14 protein-coding genes are annotated in these 19,148 nt (G+C 73.4%); 11 read left to right on the top strand and 3 right to left on the bottom strand.

The genetic code is table 11. From position 1 onward, the window contains the following. Positions 1 to 25 precede the first annotated feature (25 nt). Positions 26 to 2,440, bottom strand: a complete 2,415-nt coding sequence (gene sftH / locus IEY96_RS03225) for a DEAD/DEAH box helicase (RefSeq protein ID WP_189193276.1) — start codon at positions 2,438 to 2,440, stop codon at positions 26 to 28. A 135-nt stretch (positions 2,441 to 2,575) separates the two neighbouring features. Between sftH and IEY96_RS03220 the strand changes: the two genes are divergently transcribed. From IEY96_RS03220 to IEY96_RS03190, 7 genes are all read left to right on the top strand, one after another. Then, positions 2,576 to 2,932: an STAS domain-containing protein gene (locus tag IEY96_RS03220; protein WP_151462042.1), complete on the top strand. Its 357-nt coding sequence runs from the start codon at positions 2,576 to 2,578 to the stop codon at positions 2,930 to 2,932. Further along, positions 2,932 to 3,369, top strand: coding sequence for an ATP-binding protein (locus tag IEY96_RS03215; protein WP_189193275.1), 438 nt, complete (start codon positions 2,932 to 2,934; stop codon positions 3,367 to 3,369). Before IEY96_RS03220 ends, IEY96_RS03215 begins: the two co-directional genes overlap by 1 nt. A gap of 316 nt (positions 3,370 to 3,685) precedes the next feature. Continuing rightward, on the top strand, positions 3,686 to 6,034 hold the full coding sequence (locus tag IEY96_RS03210) for a sodium-translocating pyrophosphatase (protein WP_189193274.1): 2,349 nt from the start codon (positions 3,686 to 3,688) through the stop codon (positions 6,032 to 6,034). A gap of 119 nt (positions 6,035 to 6,153) precedes the next feature. Next, entirely contained in the window at positions 6,154 to 6,693 is a 540-nt protein-coding gene (locus IEY96_RS03205) for a hypothetical protein (protein WP_107077995.1), read from the top strand. After that, positions 6,684 to 7,295 (top strand): hypothetical protein, encoded by a 612-nt coding sequence (locus IEY96_RS03200; RefSeq protein ID WP_189193273.1) that lies wholly within the window; start codon positions 6,684 to 6,686, stop codon positions 7,293 to 7,295. Before IEY96_RS03205 ends, IEY96_RS03200 begins: the two co-directional genes overlap by 10 nt. A gap of 313 nt (positions 7,296 to 7,608) precedes the next feature. Further along, positions 7,609 to 10,431: a type I DNA topoisomerase gene (gene topA, locus IEY96_RS03195; protein ID WP_189193272.1), complete on the top strand. Its 2,823-nt coding sequence runs from the start codon at positions 7,609 to 7,611 to the stop codon at positions 10,429 to 10,431. Between the two features lie 117 nt (positions 10,432 to 10,548). After that, the gene (locus IEY96_RS03190; RefSeq protein WP_229791356.1) at positions 10,549 to 11,502 is read left to right on the top strand and encodes an endonuclease domain-containing protein; all 954 of its coding nucleotides are present in this window, start codon (positions 10,549 to 10,551) and stop codon (positions 11,500 to 11,502) included. A 67-nt stretch (positions 11,503 to 11,569) separates the two neighbouring features. Here IEY96_RS03190 and IEY96_RS03185 read toward each other — a convergent pair whose 3' ends face one another. Continuing rightward, entirely contained in the window at positions 11,570 to 12,877 is a 1,308-nt protein-coding gene (locus tag IEY96_RS03185) for a D-arabinono-1,4-lactone oxidase (protein ID WP_189193271.1), read from the bottom strand. Between the two features lie 226 nt (positions 12,878 to 13,103). Between IEY96_RS03185 and IEY96_RS03180 the strand changes: the two genes are divergently transcribed. Beyond that, on the top strand, positions 13,104 to 13,679 hold the full coding sequence (locus tag IEY96_RS03180) for a TetR/AcrR family transcriptional regulator (RefSeq protein ID WP_189193599.1): 576 nt from the start codon (positions 13,104 to 13,106) through the stop codon (positions 13,677 to 13,679). 117 nt (positions 13,680 to 13,796) lie between these two features. Here IEY96_RS03180 and IEY96_RS03175 read toward each other — a convergent pair whose 3' ends face one another. Next, a complete protein-coding gene (locus IEY96_RS03175; protein WP_189193270.1) occupies positions 13,797 to 15,005 on the bottom strand; it encodes an amino acid deaminase/aldolase in 1,209 nt (402 codons plus the stop codon). Positions 15,006 to 15,223: 218 nt separating this feature from the next. On the opposite strand from IEY96_RS03175, the gene tmk reads away from it, so the two are divergent. The 3 genes from tmk to IEY96_RS03160 all read left to right on the top strand — a co-directional run bounded on the left by tmk (position 15,224) and on the right by IEY96_RS03160 (position 19,147). Then, entirely contained in the window at positions 15,224 to 17,380 is a 2,157-nt protein-coding gene (gene tmk / locus IEY96_RS03170; protein WP_268247135.1) for a dTMP kinase, read from the top strand. Further along, positions 17,377 to 18,693: a DNA polymerase III subunit delta' gene (locus tag IEY96_RS03165; RefSeq protein WP_189193269.1), complete on the top strand. Its 1,317-nt coding sequence runs from the start codon at positions 17,377 to 17,379 to the stop codon at positions 18,691 to 18,693. Before tmk ends, IEY96_RS03165 begins: the two co-directional genes overlap by 4 nt. A gap of 124 nt (positions 18,694 to 18,817) precedes the next feature. Continuing rightward, positions 18,818 to 19,147 carry a YbaB/EbfC family nucleoid-associated protein gene (locus tag IEY96_RS03160; protein ID WP_189193268.1) on the top strand — a complete coding sequence of 110 codons (330 nt, stop codon included), beginning with the start codon at positions 18,818 to 18,820 and terminating at the stop codon, positions 19,145 to 19,147. Position 19,148 lies beyond the last annotated feature (1 nt).

Raw genomic sequence — 19,148 nt, 5'->3', positions numbered from 1 at the left:
TGCGCGCGTCCCACCAGCCAGGAGGTCAGTCCGCGGCCCGCCCTTCCTGCCGCGGCAACACCGCCCCGCGCTCGGCTTCGGCCTCCCCGCGCCCGGCCTCCACCGCGGCGAGGTTGGCGAGGACCACGTCCAGGACCTTGACGGCGTCCGGCTTGGAGAGCGGGTTGTTCCCGTTGCCGCACTTCGGGGACTGGACGCAGGACGGGCACCCCGACTCGCAGCCGCACTCGGCGATCGCGTCCCGGGTGGCGCGCAGCCAGGCGGCGGCCGTCCCGTACGCCCGCTCGGCGAAGCCGGCCCCGCCCGGGTGTCCGTCGTAGACGAAGACGGTGGGCGCCTCGGTGTCCGGGTGCAGGGCGGTGGAGAGCCCGCCGATGTCCCACCGGTCGCAGGTCGCCATCAGCGGCAGCAGGCCGATCGCGGCGTGCTCGGCGGCGTGCAGCGCCCCCGGGATGTCGGCGGCCTCCACGCCGGCGAGAGCCAGCGACTCCGGCGAGAGGGTGAACCAGACCGCGACGGTGCGCAGTTCGCGTGCAGGCAGGTCCAGCGGCCGGGTGTCGATCACCTCGCCGGTGGCGATGCGTCGCCGCTGGTACGACACCACCTGGCTGGTCACGTCCACCTCGCCGAGGAAGAGCCCGACCGGCCCGGCGTCCACGTACGACCGGACGGACACCACGGACAGCGAGGTGACGTCCCGGGCGTGGGTGGACCAGTCCGGCTCCTCGGCGTGCACCAGCGCGCACCCGTCGGCGAGGTCGAGGGAGTCGACCACGTACGAGACGCCCTGGTGCAGGTAGACCGCGCCGGTGTGGAGCAGGAAGTGCGAGGAGCCGCCGTCGACGGTGCCGAGCAGCCGCCCGGTGGACTCCTCCACCACGCAGACCGGCGCCCCGCCCTCGCCGCGCAGGTCGACCTCGGGGCGTTCCCGGTGCCGCCAGTACCAGCCGGTGGGGCGCTGCCGCAGCGCGCCCGCCTCGACCAGCGAGTCGACCGCCTCCTTCGCGCCCTCGCCGAAGAGTTCCAGGTCGGCCGGGGTGAGCGGGGCCTCGTGCGCGGCGCAGGCGAGCTGCGGCGCGAGCACGTACGGGTTGGCCGGGTCGAGCACGGTGGCCTCGACGGGCCGCCCGAACAGCGCCTCGGGGTGGTGCACCAGATAGGTGTCGAGCGGGTCGTCCCGGGCCACCAGCACCGCGAGGGCCTCGTCGCCGGAGCGGCCGGCCCGGCCGGCCTGCTGCCAGAGCGAGGCCCGGGTGCCCGGCCAGCCGCAGATCAGCACGGCGTCCAGCCCCACCAGGTCGACGCCGAGTTCCAGCGCGTTGGTGGAGGCGAGCCCCAGCAGGTCGCCGTGCAGCAGCGCGCGTTCCAACTCGCGGCGCTCCTCGCGCAGGTAGCCGGCCCGGTAGGCGGCCACCCGGTCGCCCAGCCCGGGCACCGCCTCGTCGAGGGCCCGCCGGGCGTTCGCGGCGACCACCTCGGCGCCGCGCCGGGACCGGACGAAGGCGAGCGTGCGTACCCCCTCGATGACGCTGTCGGCGAGGAGGTCGGCCGTCTCCCGCAGCGCCGACCGGCGGACCGACACCAGGTCGGCGAGCTCCTCGTCCGAGGAGGGAGGGGGCAGCAGCGGCGGCTCCCACAGCGCGAAGGTCACCCCGCCGCGCGGCGAGGCGTCCTCGGTGACGGCCGCGACGGGCAGGCCGGTGAGCCGCCCGGCCGCCGTCGCCGGGTCGCCCGACGTGGCCGAGGCCAGCACGAACACGGGGGTACGCCCGTAGCGCGCGCACTGCCGGCGCAACCGCCGCAGCACGTGCGCCACGTGCGAGCCGAACACGCCCCGGTAGGTGTGGCACTCGTCGACCACCACGTACGCGAGCCGGCGCAGGAACCCGGACCAGTGCGCGTGCCCGGGCAGGATGCCGTGGTGCAGCATGTCGGGGTTGGTCAGCACGAACCGGGAGTGCCGCCGGATCCACTCCCGCTCGGTGCGCGGGGTGTCCCCGTCGTAGGTGGCGGGGCGTACCCCCTCCAGTTCCAGGCCGGCGACGGCGCGGAGCTGGTCGGCGGCGAGCGCCTTGGTCGGGGCCAGGTAGAGCACCGTGGCGCGCGGGTCGGCGAGCAGGGTGCCCAGTGCCGGCAGCTGGTACGCCAGCGACTTGCCGGACGCCGTCCCGGTGGCCACCACCACGTGCTTTCCCGCGTACGCCAGCTCGGCGGCCTCGGCCTGGTGCCGCCACGGGGCGACCACGCCGCGCCGGGCGAACGCCGCCCGCAGTTCTTCGGGGGCCCAGTCCGGCCACGGCGCCGGCTCGCCGGCCCGGGCCGGCACCCGCTCGACGTGGGTGACCGGGTCGGCGGCGTGCCGCAGGCGCAGCCGGCGCAGCAGCTCGCCCGGCGTGCGGCCGGGGCCGCTGCCCGCCGCTACGGTGGCCGCTGACGTCACGTCCTGCACTCTCGCACTGGTGTTCGGAATTGGAAACCGGGGGGCGGGGGTAAGGGGAAGCCTTCGCCGGTGACCCGGAGGGGCCCACCCGGCGGGATGGTTAGATGCCCAGGAGAGCTTACCGAGGAGGGGCCGATGGAGCTGTCGCTGGCGACCCGCACCGTGGGGGAGCACACGGTGCTCGAGGTCGGCGGTGAGGTGGACGTCTACACCGCGCCGCGCCTGCGGGAACGGCTCCTGGAGCTGATCGACGGTGGTGCCCGGCGGGTGGTCGTGGACCTGGGCCGGGTGGACTTCCTGGACTCGACCGGCCTCGGCGTGCTGGTCGGCGCCCTCAAGCGGCTCCGCTCGGCCGGCGGTTCCTTCGCGCTGGTCTGCGACAAGGAGCCGCTGCTCAAGATCTTCCGGATCACCGCACTGGACCAGGTCTTCCCGTTGCACCCCACGGTCGACGCGGCGATCAACGCCGACCCGACCGGCGCCGGCGCGTGATGGCGACCGTCAAGCTCTCCTTCTCCCCGGCGCCGGTGCACGTCCGCACCGCACGCCTGGTCGGTGTCGCCGTGGCCCGCCGGGCCGGGGTGCGCGAGGACCTGCTCGACGAGGTGCGGCTGGCCATCGGCGAGGCGTGCACCCGGGCGGTCGCCCTGCACCGGCAGTACGGGCTGCCCGACCCGGTGTACGTCGAGATGTCCGACAGCGGGGCGTACACGGTGCGGGTGGTGGACCGCGCCCCGATCGAGGCGAGCGTCGGTCTCGCCGCGCTGCCCCCGGACGAACTGGCCAAGGAGTCGCTCAGCGAGGACGCGCTGACCACCGGGGTGGGCTTCGCCCTGCTCGCCGGTTTCGTCGAGGACCTCCAGGTCCGCCCGGTCGACGAGGGCGTCGGCACCGAGGTCCGGATGGTGTGGCCGGTCGGCCGCGCCTGACCCTGTCCTGCCGCAGGCCGCGTTCCCCTCGGGGAGCGCGGCCTCGTCGTGCTGCCCGCGCCTTATATCAGATTTCTTCGCATAGCACAGTTATGAAGATCATCAAGACAGGGTGCCCCCTCCCTGTGACCCTCAACACGTCGGAGGGCTACAGTACGCGGGTTGTCAGCAAGTGATCCGTCCCGCAGCCAGCGGGAATGGGTGTTCATCGCTGGTCCGCCAGGGTGGGTTGGCGCGCGCTTGCGAGTCCGCATCCAGGCGTCGGTCCGTGCGTCTCCACTGGCCGGCGCGAGTTGTTCGGTACAGGAGGACATAGATGTCCGGGACCTTGGCCGCCGACGGCGGCGCACTGTCCCTTACCGGAGCCAACGTGACGTACGTCGTCATCGCCGCGGTCATCGCGCTGGTGGCGCTCGTCTTCGCGGCCGCCCTCACCAGGGCGGTCCTGGCGGCCGGTACGGGAACCACGAACATGCAGGAGATCTCCGGGGCGGTGCAGGAGGGCGCGTCCGCGTACCTGCTGCGGCAGTTCCGCACCCTGGCGATCTTCGTCGTGATCGCCGTCGTGCTGCTCTTCCTGCTGCCGGTGCACGACACCGACGGCAACGAGACCCTCGTGAAGATCGGCCGGTCGGCCTTCTTCGTGGTGGGCGCGCTGTTCAGCGCGTTCATCGGGGGCGCCGGCATGTGGCTGGCCACCCGCGCCAACCTGCGGGTCGCCGCGGCCGCCCGGGAGCGGGAAGGCGGGCGCGAGGGCGCCATGAAGATCGCCTTCCGGACCGGTGGCGTGGTCGGCTTCCTCACCGTCGGTCTCGGCCTCTTCGGTGCGGCGCTGGTCGTCATCCTGTTCAAGGGTGACGCCCCGACCGTGCTGGAGGGCTTCGGCTTCGGCGCCGCGCTGCTCGCCATGTTCATGCGGGTCGGAGGCGGCATCTTCACGAAGGCCGCCGACGTCGGCGCCGACCTGGTCGGCAAGGTCGAGCAGGGCATCCCGGAGGACGACCCGCGCAACGCCGCCACCATCGCCGACAACGTGGGCGACAACGTCGGCGACTGCGCCGGCATGGCCGCCGACCTCTTCGAGTCGTACGCGGTCACCCTGGTCGCGGCACTGATCCTGGGCCGCGCCGCGTTCGGCGAGGACGGCCTGGTCTTCCCGCTGATCATCTCCACCATCGGCGTGCTGGTCGCGATCGTCGGCGTCTTCATCACCCGGCTGCGCACCAGCGACCGCAACGGCCTGACCGCCATCAACCGGGCCTTCTACCTGTCCGCGGTGATCTCCGCGGTGCTGGTGGCGATCGCGGCGTTCGCCTACCTGCCGGCGACCTTCGGCGAGCTGGAGGGCGGGCTGACCGACGTCGACCGCAACCCGCGCCTGGTGGCCATCGGCGCGGTGGTCATCGGCATCGTGCTGGCCGCCGCGATCCAGGCGCTCACCGGCTACTTCACCGAGACCAACCGGCGCCCGGTGCAGGACATCGGCAAGAGCTCCCAGACCGGCCCGGCCACCGTCATCCTGGCCGGCATCAGCGTCGGCCTGGAGTCGGCGGTCTACTCGGCGCTGCTGATCGGCGCGGGCGTCTTCGGCGCCTTCCTGCTGGGCGGCAGCTCCATCACCCTGTCGCTGTTCGCCGTGGCGCTGGCCGGCACCGGCCTGCTCACCACCGTCGGCGTCATCGTCGCCATGGACACGTTCGGCCCGATCTCCGACAACGCCCAGGGCGTGGCCGAGATGTCCGGCGACATCGACGAGCACGGCGCGCGGACGCTCACCGAGCTGGACGCCGTCGGCAACACCACCAAGGCGATCACCAAGGGCATCGCGATCGCCACCGCGGTGCTGGCGGCGACCGCGCTGTTCGGCTCGTACACCGACACGCTGCGCTCCTCGTACGAGGACGCGGGCGTGGGCGACGTGGGCACCGAGATCCTCAACTCGCTGAACGTGGCCAACCCGCGCAACCTGGTGGGCCTCATCATCGGCGCGGCGGTGGTCTTCCTCTTCTCCGGCCTGGCCATCAACGCGGTGTCCCGCTCGGCCGGCGCCGTGGTGATGGAGGTCCGCCGGCAGTTCCGCGAGCTGCCCGGCATCATGGACCGCACCCAGCGCCCCGAGTACGGCAAGGTCGTCGACATCTGCACCCGGGACGCGCAGCGCGAGCTGATGACCCCCGGCCTGCTGGCCATCCTGGCCCCGATCGCCGTCGGCTTCGGCCTCGGCCCCGGCGCGCTGGCCTCGTACCTGGCCGGTGCGATCGGCGCGGGCACCCTGATGGCGGTCTTCCTGGCCAACTCCGGTGGCGCCTGGGACAACGCCAAGAAGCTGGTCGAGGACGGCGCGTACGGCGGCAAGGGCTCCGAGGCGCACGCCGCGACCGTCATCGGCGACACGGTCGGCGACCCGTTCAAGGACACCGCCGGCCCGGCGATCAACCCGCTGATCAAGGTGATGAACCTGGTCTCGCTGCTGATCGCCCCGGCCGTGGTGGCCTGGAGCGTGGGCGACGACAAGAACCCCGCGCTGCGCATCGCGATCGCCGTGGTGGCCGCGCTGATCATCGTGGCGGCCGTGGTGTTCAGCAAGCGCAAGGGCATCGCGATGGGCGACTCCGACAGCGGTGCCGGTACGCCGGACCAGCGTGTGGAGACGGTCAACGCCTGACCCGGGCGACGCGGCGGTTCCCGGTCGGCCCCGGCCGGCCGGGAACCGTGCGCTCCGACGGTCCCGTGCACGAAACCTGACCGGTGGCACTTCCACCGGGAGGTCGTACGCTGCTTCGCATGCGTACGCGCCGGGCGGCAACCGCCGGAAAGCTCACGGTGGTCCTGGCCACGCTGGTCCTCGTGGTCGCCGGCTGCGGCGGCCCCAGCCCGCAGGCCTGGGCCGCGTCGGTCTGCCAGGCGCTCAGCCCGTGGCGCGCCGAGATCAACAAGCTGACCAGCAGCACCCAGCAGCAGATGACCGCGCAGACCACCCCGGCGCAGGCCAAGGAGAACCTGGTCCGGCTCTTCGCCGGGGCCGAGCAGGCCAGCGAGACCGCCCGGCGCAAGGTCGAGGAGGCGGGCGTGCCGGAGACCGACCACGGCGACGAGATCTCCGCCGGGTTCCGCGCCTCGCTCAGCAAGGTGCGGGACGCGTACGGGCGGGCCCGGGACACCATCGACCGGCTGGACACCGCCCAGGCGGGCCCCTTCTACGACGGGGTGCGGGCCGCCGTGGACACGCTCAACAAGGAGTACGACGCGAGCGCGCTGGACACCAGCAAGCTCAACTCACCCGAGCTCAAAGAGGCCTTCGACGAGGTCCCGGAGTGTCGCTGACCCCTCCCTCCCAGAACCCGGCCCGCCAGCCCTCGCTGTTCTCGACCGAGGCGGCCGACCCGTCGCTGTCCGACCTCGCCGGCCTGCTCGCGGGGCCCGGGGAGGTGGTGCGGATGGGCGGGACGGCCCGGGTCGCCGTGGTGGTGGACGCCGCCTGGCGGGTGCACGTGCTGGTGGCCGAGCTGGGTGCCCGGGGGATCGCGGCGAGCTGGGAGCCGACCGGGGACGGCCGGCACCTGGTGCGCACCGCGTACGCCACCACGCTGGCCCCGCTCGCCCTGGCCTGGCTGCGAGGGGCGGTGAAGCGGCCCCCGGCGAAGTTCCACCTCAACGGGCGGCGGCTGCGGCTCTGGCTCGCCGCGGCCGGGGCGGCCGACCCGGCCGGGTTCCGGCTCCGGCTCGGCCCGGCCGACGAGGAGTGCTGGCCGCCGGTGCGCGCCGCGCTCGCCGCGGTGGGGCTCCCGGCCGCGTTCGTGGAGGCGGAGGCGGGCGGGCCGGCGTACCGGATCGCCGGCCGGCGCCGGGTGGCCCGGCTCGCGGAGCTGGTCGGGGACCGGCCGCGGGCCGTGCCGGCGGCCGAGTGGCCGGGGGCGCACGATTGACCCTCCGGCGCAACCCCGCCGGCTGTCCGATCCCGGACACACCGTGCGGCGGTTTGCCCAGGAAAACGACTGGTGTCCCCTCCGCCACGGCTGCGTGATCGTCACAGTGACCCGCTGGGCGCCCTACCCACGGTGTACGGTGGCGCCGTCCGACAGGGCGGCGACCGATGGCCGACGAAACCTGATCATTTGCCGCCCACGAAACCCGGAACGCGGACGGCGCGTTACGTTGGACATCCGGACCGCCGGTGGTCCGGCAGGGTGCGACATGGCCCGAAGCGGGCATTGCGTAGGAGTGAGGTCGGGGAGAGACGTGCCGAGCAACGCTGGAACCACCCGTCTGGTCATCGTCGAGTCACCGGCGAAGGCCAAGACGATCTCGGGCTATCTCGGCCCGGGGTACGTCGTGGAGGCCAGCTTCGGCCACGTCCGGGACCTACCCCGCAACGCCGCCGAGATCCCGGCCGCCTACGAGGACAAGCCCTGGGCCCGGCTCGGCGTGGACGTGGACAACGGCTTCGCCGCGCTCTACGTGGTCTCGGCCGACCGGAAGAAGCAGATCACCAAGCTGAAGTCGCTGGCCAAGGAGGTGGACGAGATCTTCCTCGCCACTGACGAGGACCGCGAGGGCGAGGCCATCGCCTGGCACCTGGTGGAGACGCTCAAGCCCAAGGTGCCGGTCAAGCGGATGGTCTTCCACGAGATCACCAAGCCGGCCATCCAGGCCGCCGTGGCCAACCCGCGGGAGATCGACCGGGACCTGGTCGACGCCCAGGAGGCCCGGCGCATCCTCGACCGCCTCTACGGCTACGAGGTCTCCCCGGTGCTCTGGCGCAAGGTCCGCAGCGGCCTCTCCGCCGGCCGGGTGCAGTCCGTGGCGACCCGGATCGTGGTCGAGCGGGAGCGGCAGCGGATGGCCTTCCGCACCGCCGAGTACTGGGACATCCTGGCCACCCTCGCCGTGGCCAACCCCGGCGATGGCCCGCGCACCTTCAACGCCACCCTCATCGCGCTGGGCGGCGACCGCATCGCCACCGGCAAGGACTTCGAGCCGACCACGGGCCGGGTCAAGCCCGGGGCCGGGGTGGTGCACCTCGACGAGGGCGGCGCCCGGGGGCTGGCCGCGCGCCTCGAAGGGCGGCCGTTCACGGTCACCCGGGTCGAGGAGAAGCCCTACCGCCGCCGCCCGTACGCGCCGTTCATCACCTCCACCCTCCAGCAGGAGGCGGCCCGCAAGCTGCGGCTGTCGTCCCAGCAGACGATGCGCACCGCGCAGCGGCTGTACGAGAACGGCTACATCACCTACATGCGTACCGACTCGGTGAACCTGTCGGAGACCGCCATCGCGGCGGCCCGCCGGCAGATCGTCGAGCTGTACGGCGAGCGCAGCGTGCCGCCGGAGCCCCGCCGCTACACCGGCAAGGTGAAGAACGCGCAGGAGGCGCACGAGGCCATCCGCCCGGCGGGGGACAACTTCCGCACCCCGGGCGAGGTGGCCAAGGAGCTGTCCGCCGACGAGTTCAAGCTCTACGAGCTGATCTGGCGGCGCACCATCGCCTCGCAGATGACCGACGCGGTCGGCTCCAGCGTCTCGGTGCGCATCCGGGCGCTCTCCTCGGCCGGCGAGGAGGCCGACTTCGGCGCGACCGGCAAGACGATCACCGACCCCGGCTTCCTCCGCGCCTACGTCGAGTCGAGCGACGACGAGAACGCCGAGGCCGAGGACGCCGAGCGGCGGCTGCCCACCCTGACCAAGGACCAGCCGCTGACCGCCGACGAGCTGGCCGCCCAGGGCCACCACACCCAGCCGCCCGCCCGCTACACCGAGGCGTCGCTGGTCAAGGCCCTGGAGGAGCTGGGCATCGGCCGCCCGTCGACGTACGCGTCGATCATGCAGACCATCCAGGACCGCGGGTACGTCGCCAAGCGCGGCCAGGCCATGATCCCGTCGTTCCTGGCGTTCGCGGTGATCGGGCTGCTGGAGCGGCACTACCCGCGCCTCATCGACTACGACTTCACGGCCACCATGGAGAACGAGCTGGACGAGATCGCCGGCGGTGACCACGCGGCGGTCGACTTCCTCACCTCCTTCTACTTCGGCAGCGCCAACGGCACCGGCGACCAGGCCATCGCCCACGCGGGCGGCCTGAAGAAGCTGGTCACCGAGAACCTCAGCGACATCGACGCGCGCAGCGTCAACTCGATCCCGCTCTTCACCGACGAGGACGGGCGCGAGGTCGTCGTCCGGGTCGGCCGCTACGGGCCGTACCTCCAGCGGGCGCTGCCGGGCGAGCAGCCCGCACCCGCCGCGGAGGGCGAGGAGGGCGGCGGCCAGGGCGACCGGGCGCCGATCCCCGAGGGGCTGGCACCCGACGAGCTGACCCCGGAGAAGGTGCACGAGCTGTTCCTGGGCGGCGGGGGCGAGCGCAAGCTCGGCGACGACCCGGCCACCGGCGAGCCGATCCTGCTCAAGTCCGGCCGGTTCGGCCCGTACGTGGCCAGCGGCGAGCGGAAGTCCTCGCTGCTGCGCTCGCAGTCGCCGGACAGCCTCACCTTCGACCAGGCGTTGCAGCTGCTCAGCCTGCCCCGGGTGATCGGCACCGACCCCGAGGGCAACGAGGTCGTCGCCAACAACGGCCGCTACGGCCCGTACGTCAAGCGCGGTGACGAGTTCCGCTCGCTGGACTCGGAAGACAAGATGTTCACCGTCACGCTGGACGAGGCGCTCGCCCTGCTGGCCGCCCCGAAGGCGCGCCAGCGCCGGGCCGCCGCGCCGCCACTGCGGGAGATGGGCAACGACCCGGCCACCGAGAAGCCGCTGGTCATCAAGGACGGCCGGTTCGGCCCGTACGTCACGGACGGGGAGACCAACGCGTCGCTGCGGCGCGGGCAGACCCCGGAGGCGCTGACCCTCGAGGAGGCCTCCGAGATGCTCGCCGAGAAGCGGGCGAAGGGTCCGGCGCCGAAGAAGAAGGCGGCGAAGAAGGCCGCCCCGGCCAAGAAGACGACCGCGGCCAAGAAGACGGCGGCCGCCAAGTCCACCACGGCCAAGAAGACCACAACAGCCAAAACGACCGCGAAAAAGGCCCCAGCGAAGAAGGCCACCCCGAAGAAGGCCACCACCTCACCGGAGTAAGTCGGTTCTTCGAGATCTTGGAAGGAAAGGGCCCTTATGGGGGCCGGTTCCTTCCAAGATCTTTTCTTTGTCCACAGGGGGCGGCGGACAGGGGCGCGCTCGGGCAAGGTCGGTGCGGTGGGAGCTTCCTGGGCGGCGTTGCGGCGGGCGGTGCCGGGGGATGACGCGGACGAGCTGACCTGGTTGCTCTTCCGTCAGGAGGATGTGATCTCTCTTGTGCAGGCGCAGGAGCACCTGACCCGCAAGGCGATCCGGCACCGGGTGGCGACCGGTCGCTGGCGCCAGGTGCACCGTGCGGTGCTGGTCGCACACAGCGGTCCGATCGCTGCGGCCCAGCTGCGGTGGATCGCCGTGCTGGCGGCCGGTCCCACCGCGTTGCTCGGCGGGCTCACCGCCGCTCAGGCCGGCGGCCTGCGCGGGTTCCCCGACCGGGTCGTGCACCTGCTGCTCCCGGCGGCCGTTCGTCGTGCCCCGCTGCCCACGGGTGTCCGGGCGCACCGGACCAGTCACCTACCGGACCGGGACGTGGTCCCGCTGGGACAGCCGCCCCGGACGGCGGCCGCCCGGTCGATCGTCGACGCGGCTCAGTGGGCGCTCAACGACGCGCAGGCCCGGGCCGTCGTCGCAGCGGCGTTCCAGCAGCGGTTGGTGGGCGGCGACGACCTGCAGGAGGTCGTCGACCGGATGCCGCGCCTCCGCCGGCGCCGGCTGATCCTGACCACCGCGACGGACGTCGCCGGTGGCGCCCACTCGTTGGGCGAGCTGGATCTGCTGAGCCTGATCCGCCGGGCCGGGCTGCCGGAACCGACCCGGCAGAAGGTCCGGCGGGATGCGGCTGGCCGGCGGCGCTACCTGGACGCGTACTTCGAGGAGTGGCGGGTGCACGTCGAGGTCGACGGTGGTCAGCATCTCGACCCGGCCCACGCCTGGGCGGACATGCGCCGGCAGAACGACCTCTGGGCGGAGGGCGACCGCGTCCTCCGCTTCCCCTCCTGGGCCCTACGCACACACCCCGAAACGGTCATGACCCAACTCCGCGCCGCCCTCCACGCCGCCGGCTGGCGCGGCTGACCGCTCCCCGAGATCTTGGAAGCAAAGGGCCCTCATAGGGGCCACTTTCTTCCAAGATCTCGGGGGGTCAGGCTCCTAGCACCTGCGTCAGGTAGGGGTTTGTGAAGCGGTTGTCGGGGTCCAGGCGGTTGCGGACCTTCAGGAAGTCGGTGAACTTCGGGTAGGCCGTTGCCAGGGAGTCCGCGGTTCGCCAGTGGAGTTTGCCCCAGTGGGGGCGGCCGGCCAGGTCGGTGGCGACCTCCTCGAACGCCCGGAAGTACGGCTCGTACGGCATCCCGACGTACTGGTGGATGGCCAGGTACGCGGAGTCCCGCCCGTATCCGTGGGAGAGCCAGATGTCGTCGGCGGCGGTGAACCGCACCTCGACCGGGAACAGCACCTTGAACGGCAGCCGGTCCACGATCCGCCGCAGCTCCGCCAGCGCGGCGGGCAGGGCGGCGCGCGGGAGCGCGTACTCCATCTCCACGAAGCGGACCCGGCGCGGGGTGCAGAAGACCTGGTCGGAGCGGCCGGTGTAGGTGCGTTCGGTGAGCGCCCGGGCGGAGACGGCGCTGATCCCGGGAGCGAGCGCCGGCACGGCGCGGCCCAGGCGGCAGGCCCCGGCGAAGACGGTGTTGGAGAGGAACTCGTCGTCCAGCCAGCCGCGCCAGCGGGGCAGCGGCCGGTCGTCGGCGGGTACCCGGTCGTTGGTCTTGACCTGCACCCGGTCGGTGTAGGGGAACCAGTAGAACTCGGCGTGGTCGTGCTTCTCGACGAGGCCGGGCAGGTCGTCGAGCACCGCGGCGAGGGCCGCCGGCCGCTCGTGTGCGCGGAGCACGAAGGCGTCGACGCAACGCAGCGTGACCTCGACGAGCACCCCGACGGCGCCGAGCCCGACCCGGGCGGCGGCGAACACGTCGCGGTGCTCGTCGGCGGAGCAGCGCAGCACCTCGCCGGTCCCCGTGACCAGGGTCAGGGCGGTGACGAAGGTGGACAGGCAGCCGAGCTTCGCGCCGGTGCCGTGGGTGCCGGTGGAGAGCGCCCCCGCGATGGTCTGCGCGTCGATGTCGCCGAGGTTGGGCAGCGCGAGACCGTGACCGGCGAGCAGGTCGTTGAGGGTGTGCAGGGTCATTCCGGCCGGTACGGTGACCAGGCGGCGAGCGGGGTCGACGGTGACCCCGGTGTCCAGGTCGGCGAGGTCGAGCCGGTGTCCGTCGGCGACGGCGGTCGCGGTGAAGGAGTGTCCGCTGCCCACCGCCCGGATCGTCCGGCCGGTGTCGGCGGCGTGGCGGACCGCCTCGGCGACCTCCTCGACGGTGCGGGGGCGCACCGTCAGGGCGGCGGTGCTGCGCTGGTTGCCGGCCCAGTTGGACCAGGCGGCTTGCGTGCCGACCATGGGACGCTCCTCGACGTGAATATGAACTGACTTCATATCAGGAACGTTGTACCTGGTAAATACCGCAATCGAGCCCGGCTCGTTGTACCGGTAGTCACAGACTCGTGACGTGCAGATATGTTCATCCGTCGAAGGGGGGTGGCGCCGAGTGTCCACACCAGCCGCCACGACCGGGCCGCTGCGTCGGGTACCGGTGCAGGGTCGAAGTGTCGCGCGCGTCCAGCGGATGCTGGACGCCTGCGCCGAGCTCGTCGACGAGGTGGGGTACGAGGGCTTGACCACGACCCTGCTCGCCGAGCGTGCCGAGGTGGCGATCGGGTCGGTCTACCAGTTCTTTCCGGACAAGCGGGCGATCGTGCAGGCGTTGACGCTGCGCACGATGGAGTCCTATCTCCAGCGGCTCGACGAGAGGTTCTCCTCCGCCGACCTGACCCACTGGTGGGACGGCGTCGACGCGGCCATCGACGAGTACATCTCGATGCACCGCACGGTGCCCGGCTTTCGTACCTTGCACTTCGGCGACGTGGTCGACCTGCACCTGCTCGACGAGCAGCGGGACAACAACGGGGTGATCGCGGATCAGCTCGCCCGGGTGCTCACGGAGCGTTTCGGTCTGGCCGGCGTGCCCGACCTCCGGTTCCACCTGGAGGTCGCGGTGGAGGCGGCCGACTCCCTGATCAAGCTCGCGTTCCGCCGCCGCACCGACGGCGACGAGCGGGTGCTGGTCGAGGCGAAGGCGCTCATCCGGGAGTACCTGCACCGGCAGGTCGACGCCCGGACGGATGCCGTCCAGCAGGGTTGAGCAGGACGTCACCGCCCTGGTGCCGGCGGTGACGACAAGGTGCGATGCCCGGGGTGCGACCGGGGCAGGACGACGAGCGGCGGGTTCCCGAGGTGCGCCGGGACCCGCCGTCACCATCTAGAGGAACGCGTGGCCCTCGCCCCGGTAGGTCGGCACGGTGGCCACCACGCTGTCGCCGTCGACCAGATGCACCTCGTTGACGCGCTCGCACAGCTCGCCGGCCTTCGCGTGGCGGAACCAGACCCGGTCGCCGATCCGCAGGGCGGTCGCGACGTCGCCGGCCAGCGGGGTCTGCACCTCGCCCGCGCCCTCCGCGCCCAGCAGCTTCAGCCCGGCCGGTAGCCACGGCCGGGGCAGCCGGCTGTCCGCGGCCGGGCCCGAGGCGATCCAGCCGCCGCCGAGCACGGTGGCCAGCCCCGGCCCCGGGCGCCGGACCACCGCGCAGGCGAAGAACGCCGCCGGGGTCGGCCGCCAGGCACGGTACGCGTCGAAGAGCGTCGGCCCGTACAGGCCGGAGCCCGCGGTGACCTCGGTGACCGCGGGGTCGGCGCTGGTGGCGGCCACGCTGCCGGTGCCGCCGCCGTTGACGAACTCCAGGTCGGCGTGCTCGCGTACCGCGGCGACCGCGGCCGCCCGGCGGGCCAGCAGTTCCCGGTACGACCCGCGCTGGGTGACCCGGATGGCCGAGCCCAGCAGCGCCTGCCCGGGCGGGGCGTCGCCGAGGCCGGCGATCTGCGCCTCGTACGACATGAGGCCGACCAGCCGGAAGCCCGGCCGGCCGGCGACGGCGGCGGCGAGCGTGCCGGCCGCCCCGGCGCTGTGCACGGGAGACCGGCGCACGCCCACGTGCACCCGGCCGCCCAGCGGTCGCCAGGAGGCGTCCAGTTCGAGGCAGACCCGCAGCGCCGGCCGGCGCCCGGGCGGGCAGACCTCGTCGACCAGGTCGAGCTGCCCGGGGTCGTCGACCATCAGGGTGACCGCGTCGGCGAGCGCCGGGTCGGCGGCCAGTTCGGCGAGCGCCCTCCGGTCGGCGGTGGGGTAGGCGACCAGGACGTCGTCGCTGACGCCGTTCCGGGCGAGCCAGAGCGCCTCGGGGAGGGTGAACGCCATCACGCCCCGCCAGCCGGGCCGGGCCAGCGCCCGGGTCAGCAGCTCGCGGACCCGGACCGACTTGCTGGCGATCCGGACCGGCTTGCCGGCGGCCCGGTCGACCAGGGCGGCGGCGTTGGCGTCGAAGGCGGAGAGATCGACCACGGCGTAGGGCGGGTCGAGGTGGGCGGTCGCCCGATCGAGGCGATCGCGAAGTTTGTCACGGTCGGTGGCCACGTCTGCACGCTAACTGTCTGGACGCCAATGCGAAATACCCTCGCGTCTGTCCGGGCTGCGGTCGGTGGTGCCCGCGGCCTAGGCTCGGCGAGCAGGCGAATGTCGCGGAGGGGGACGCATCTCGCCGCGACTAGAGTGTTCCACCGGGGATGCCCAGCTCTGGGCCGGCACGTGGAGGTACGGCCATCGAAAGCCAGAACAACGGCGAGTCGCCCGGCGTGTCGTCGCCCGCAGCGCAGGCCGACCGCTCCGGAGCGGCCGCCATCCGGTCGGTGCTGCGCATCCGGCCGTTCCGCCGGCTCTGGATCGTGCTCGGCGTCGCCTCCTTCGGCGACTGGCTCGGCCTGCTCGCCACCGCGCTCTTCGCCGCCGCCCAGGTCTCCGGCAGCACCGCCCAGGGTGCCGCCTTCGGCGGCGTGACCGCGATCCGGTTGCTCCCGGCGCTGGTGCTCGGTCCGGTGGCCGGCGTCTTCGCCGACCGGTTCGACCGGCGGTGGACGATGGTCATCTGCGACCTGCTGCGCTTCGTGCTCTTCGCCTCGATCCCGCTCTACGCGCTCACCGGCGCCGCGGGAGGGCTGGTGGTCGGTTGGGCGTTGATCGCGACGTTCCTCATCGAGTCGGTCACCCTGCTGTGGATCCCGGCCAAGGAGGCCGCGGTCCCCAACCTGATCCCGCGCACCCGGCTGGAGACGGCCAACCAGCTCACGCTGATCACCACGTACGGCCTGACGCCGGTGGCCGCGGCCATCGCCCTGGCCGTGCTCGACCGCGGGGTACGCGGGGCGGTCGGCGGCGACCTGCCCGACTGGGCCGAGCCGGCCCAGCTCGCCCTCTGGTTCAACGCCTTCTCCCGGCTGGCCACCGCACTGGTGGTGGCCTTCGGGATCAAGGAGATCAGCGAGGCCCAGCGCGGCGAGGCGGAGCGCGTCGAGCAGAGCATGTTCCGCCAGTTCGCCGACGGCTGGAAATACATCGGCCAGACCCGGCTGGTACGCGGCCTGGTGCTCGGCATCTTCGGCGCCTTCGCGGGCGGCGGCATCGTGGTCGGCACGGCCAAGTTCTTCGCCAACTCGCTCGGCGCCGGTGACGCCGCCTTCTCGCTGCTCTTCGGCGCGATCTTCGTCGGCCTGGCGCTCGGCATCGGGCTCGGGCCGATGATCGTCCGGGACATGTCCCGGCGCCGCTGGTTCGGCATGAGCATCGTGCTGGCCAGCGCCTCGGTGCTGGTGCTCGCCTTCGCCATCCACCTGTCCATGGCGATGCTCGGCGCGATCCTGGTCGGCGCGGGCGCCGGCATGGCCTTCCTGGCCGGCACCACGCTGCTCGGCGGCGAGGTCGCCGACGAGGTGCGCGGCCGGGTCTTCGCCGTGGTGCAGATCGGCACCCGGCTGGTGCTGATCCTCGCCATCGCGCTGAGCAGCCTCCTGGTCGGCGTCGGCGGCTCGCGCCAGCTGACCATCGCCGACCTGGGCATCTCGGTCTCCTCGACCCGCCTGCTGCTGCTCGCCGCGGGCGTCGCCGGCATCTTCGCCGGGATCAGCGCCTTCGGCCAGATGGACGACAAGAAGGGCGTGCCGGTCCTGGCCGACCTCTGGGGCTCGATCCGGGGCCGCCCGCTGATGCCCTCGGAGCCCTTCGTCTCCAGCGGCCTCTTCGTGGTCTTCGAGGGCGGCGAGGGCGCCGGCAAGTCCACCCAGCTCGCCGCGCTCGCCGACCGGCTGCGCGGGCAGGGCCGGGACGTCGTGGTCACCCGGGAACCGGGGGCCACCGGCATCGGGGAGCGGATCCGCTCGCTGGTGCTGGAGACCTCCGGCGACGACGCCCCGTCGCCGCGCGCCGAGGCGCTGCTGTACGCCGCCGACCGGGCCCACCACGTCGCCACCGTGGTCCGGCCGGCGCTGGTCCGCGGCGCCGTGGTGATCAGCGACCGCTACGTCGACTCGTCGCTGGCGTACCAGGGGGCCGGGCGGACACTGCCGGTGCAGGAGGTCTCCTGGCTCTCCTCGTGGGCCACCGGTGGCCTCAAGCCCGACCTCGTGGTGCTCCTCGACGTCGACCCGCACACCGGCCGGTCCCGGGTCGACTCCCGCAACGAGGGCACCGACCGGCTGGAGGCCGAGTCGCTCGCCTTCCACGAGCGGGTCCGGTACGCCTTCCTCGACCTGGCCGCCGCCGACCCGAAGCGCTACCTGGTGCTCGACGCGTCCCGCCCGGTCGAGGAGATCGCCGCGGCGGTCGCCCGGCGGGTGGACGAGTTCCTCGTCGACCCGGCCAGCATCGTGCACCCGCGCCCGGCCCAGGGCCCCGACACCACGGTCCAGCCCGAGTTATCCGACGCGGAGCTGGTGACGATGGAACGCCCCAAACGATGACGGACGTCTTCGCCGACCTGGTCGGGCAGGACGAGGCGGTGGTCACGCTGCGCCGGGCCGCCGCCTCGGCCGCCGCCCTGCTCCGCGCCGCCGCGCCCGCGGTGTCCCGGGCGGGCGCCCCGGCGGGCGGCGGAGCGGACCCGGACGGCGGGTACGACGACCTCGACGCGCTCGCCGAGCAGGTCGACGGGCCCGGCGCGGCGGACGACCGGGCCGGGGCCGATCCCGGCGCCGGGATGACCCACGCCTGGATCTTCACCGGGCCGCCCGGCTCCGGCCGGTCGGTGGCCGCGCGCGCCTTCGCCGCCGCGTTGCAGTGCGTCCACGGCACCGGCTGCGGCCACTGCCCCGGCTGCCACACCACGCTGACCGGCACCCACGCCGACGTGCGCCTGGTGGTGCCCGAGGGGCTCTCCATCGGCGTGAACGAGATGCGCGCGCTGGTGCTCCGGGCGGCCAGCACCCCGTCCGGCGGCCGCTGGCAGATCGTCATCATCGAGGACGCCGACCGGCTCACCGAGGCCGCCGGCAACGCGCTGCTCAAGGCCATCGAGGAGCCGCCCCCGCGTACCGTCTTCCTGCTCTGCGCCCCCTCCACCCACCCGGACGACATCTCGGTGACCATCCGGTCGCGGTGCCGGGTCGTGCCGCTGCGGCAGCCGCCAGCCGGCGCGGTGGCCGAGGTGCTCGTACGCCGGGACGGCATCGCCCCCGACGTGGCCGAGTGGGCCGCCGCGGCGGCGCAGGGACACGTGGGCCGGGCCCGGCGGCTGGCCCGCGACCCGGAGGCCCGGCAGCGCCGCGACGCCGTGCTGGCCGTGCCGCGCCGGCTGACCGGGGTCGGGGCCGCGTTCGACGCGGCCTCCGCGCTCATCGAGGCGGCCGAGGCGGAGGCCGCCGCGTCGGTCGCCGAACTCGACGAGACGGAGCGGGCCGCGCTGCAGACCGCGCTCGGCGCGGGCGGCACCGGCCGGGGCGCGGCCGGGGCCATGCGGGGCGCCGCCGGGCAGCTCAAGGACCTCGAGAAGCGGCAGAAGTCGCGGGCCACCCGGGCCCAGCGGGACGCCCTCGACCGGGCCCTGGTCGACCTGGCCGGCTTCTACCGGGACGCGCTGACCATGGCGCTGCGGGCGCCGGTCGCGCCGGTGCACACCGACACCGCGGCGGTGGCTGAGGCCGGCGCGCAGAAGTGGGACGCCGAGGGGTCCCTGCGCCGGCTGGAGGCCGTGCTGGAGTGCCGGGCGGCGATCGAGGCGAACGTCAAGCCGCGGATCGCGGTGGAGGCCATGATGCTCGCCCTGTGGAAGGGCTGACGGCCACCCTCCGGCGTTGTCCACAGGGCATCGACAGGCTTTGTTGACTGCGGTACGGTCCGGTGTGGCCGCGGTGACGATGGCGGCACGCTCAGTGACGGGATCAGCCGGGAGGAGTCCGCCGATGCCGCGGGGGGAGATCGACGAGGCCTGGATCGAGGAGGCGGTCCGGCGCTACCGGCGCATCGAGACCCTCCAGGCCGAGTTCGACCAGGCGGTGTCGACGGTCGAGGTGACCGTCCGCTCGCCGGACGGCCTCGTCGAGGTGGTGGTGACCGCCGGCGGGCGGATCACCGAGGTGCGCTTCCTCGGCCCCCTGCACCAGCGCAGCCCCCGGGACGTCGCCGGATCGGTGCAGGCCGCGGTGACCGCCGCCGCCGACGCGGCGCAGTGGGCCCGGGAGAAGCTGCACAACGAGACCTTCGCGGCCTACCGGCCGCTGGCGGGAGCCTGAC

This window comes from Micromonospora fulviviridis (assembly GCF_014648395.1).
Lineage (GTDB): Bacteria > Actinomycetota > Actinomycetes > Mycobacteriales > Micromonosporaceae > Micromonospora > Micromonospora fulviviridis.
Note: the sequence above shows the minus strand (reverse complement) of the source record. Positions and strands in the feature narration are given on the sequence as shown.

Coding starts and splice junctions, on each gene's coding strand:
- IEY96_RS03220 (WP_151462042.1), top strand. CDS start 2,576: ATGGAGCTGTCGCTGGCGACCCGCACCGTGGGGGAGCACACGGTGCTC.
- IEY96_RS03215 (WP_189193275.1), top strand. CDS start 2,932: ATGGCGACCGTCAAGCTCTCCTTCTCCCCGGCGCCGGTGCACGTCCGC.
- IEY96_RS03210 (WP_189193274.1), top strand. CDS start 3,686: ATGTCCGGGACCTTGGCCGCCGACGGCGGCGCACTGTCCCTTACCGGA.
- IEY96_RS03205 (WP_107077995.1), top strand. CDS start 6,154: ATGCGTACGCGCCGGGCGGCAACCGCCGGAAAGCTCACGGTGGTCCTG.
- IEY96_RS03185 (WP_189193271.1), bottom strand. CDS start 12,877: ATGGTCGGCACGCAAGCCGCCTGGTCCAACTGGGCCGGCAACCAGCGC.
- IEY96_RS03180 (WP_189193599.1), top strand. CDS start 13,104: ATGCTGGACGCCTGCGCCGAGCTCGTCGACGAGGTGGGGTACGAGGGC.
- IEY96_RS03165 (WP_189193269.1), top strand. CDS start 17,377: ATGACGGACGTCTTCGCCGACCTGGTCGGGCAGGACGAGGCGGTGGTC.
- IEY96_RS03160 (WP_189193268.1), top strand. CDS start 18,818: ATGCCGCGGGGGGAGATCGACGAGGCCTGGATCGAGGAGGCGGTCCGG.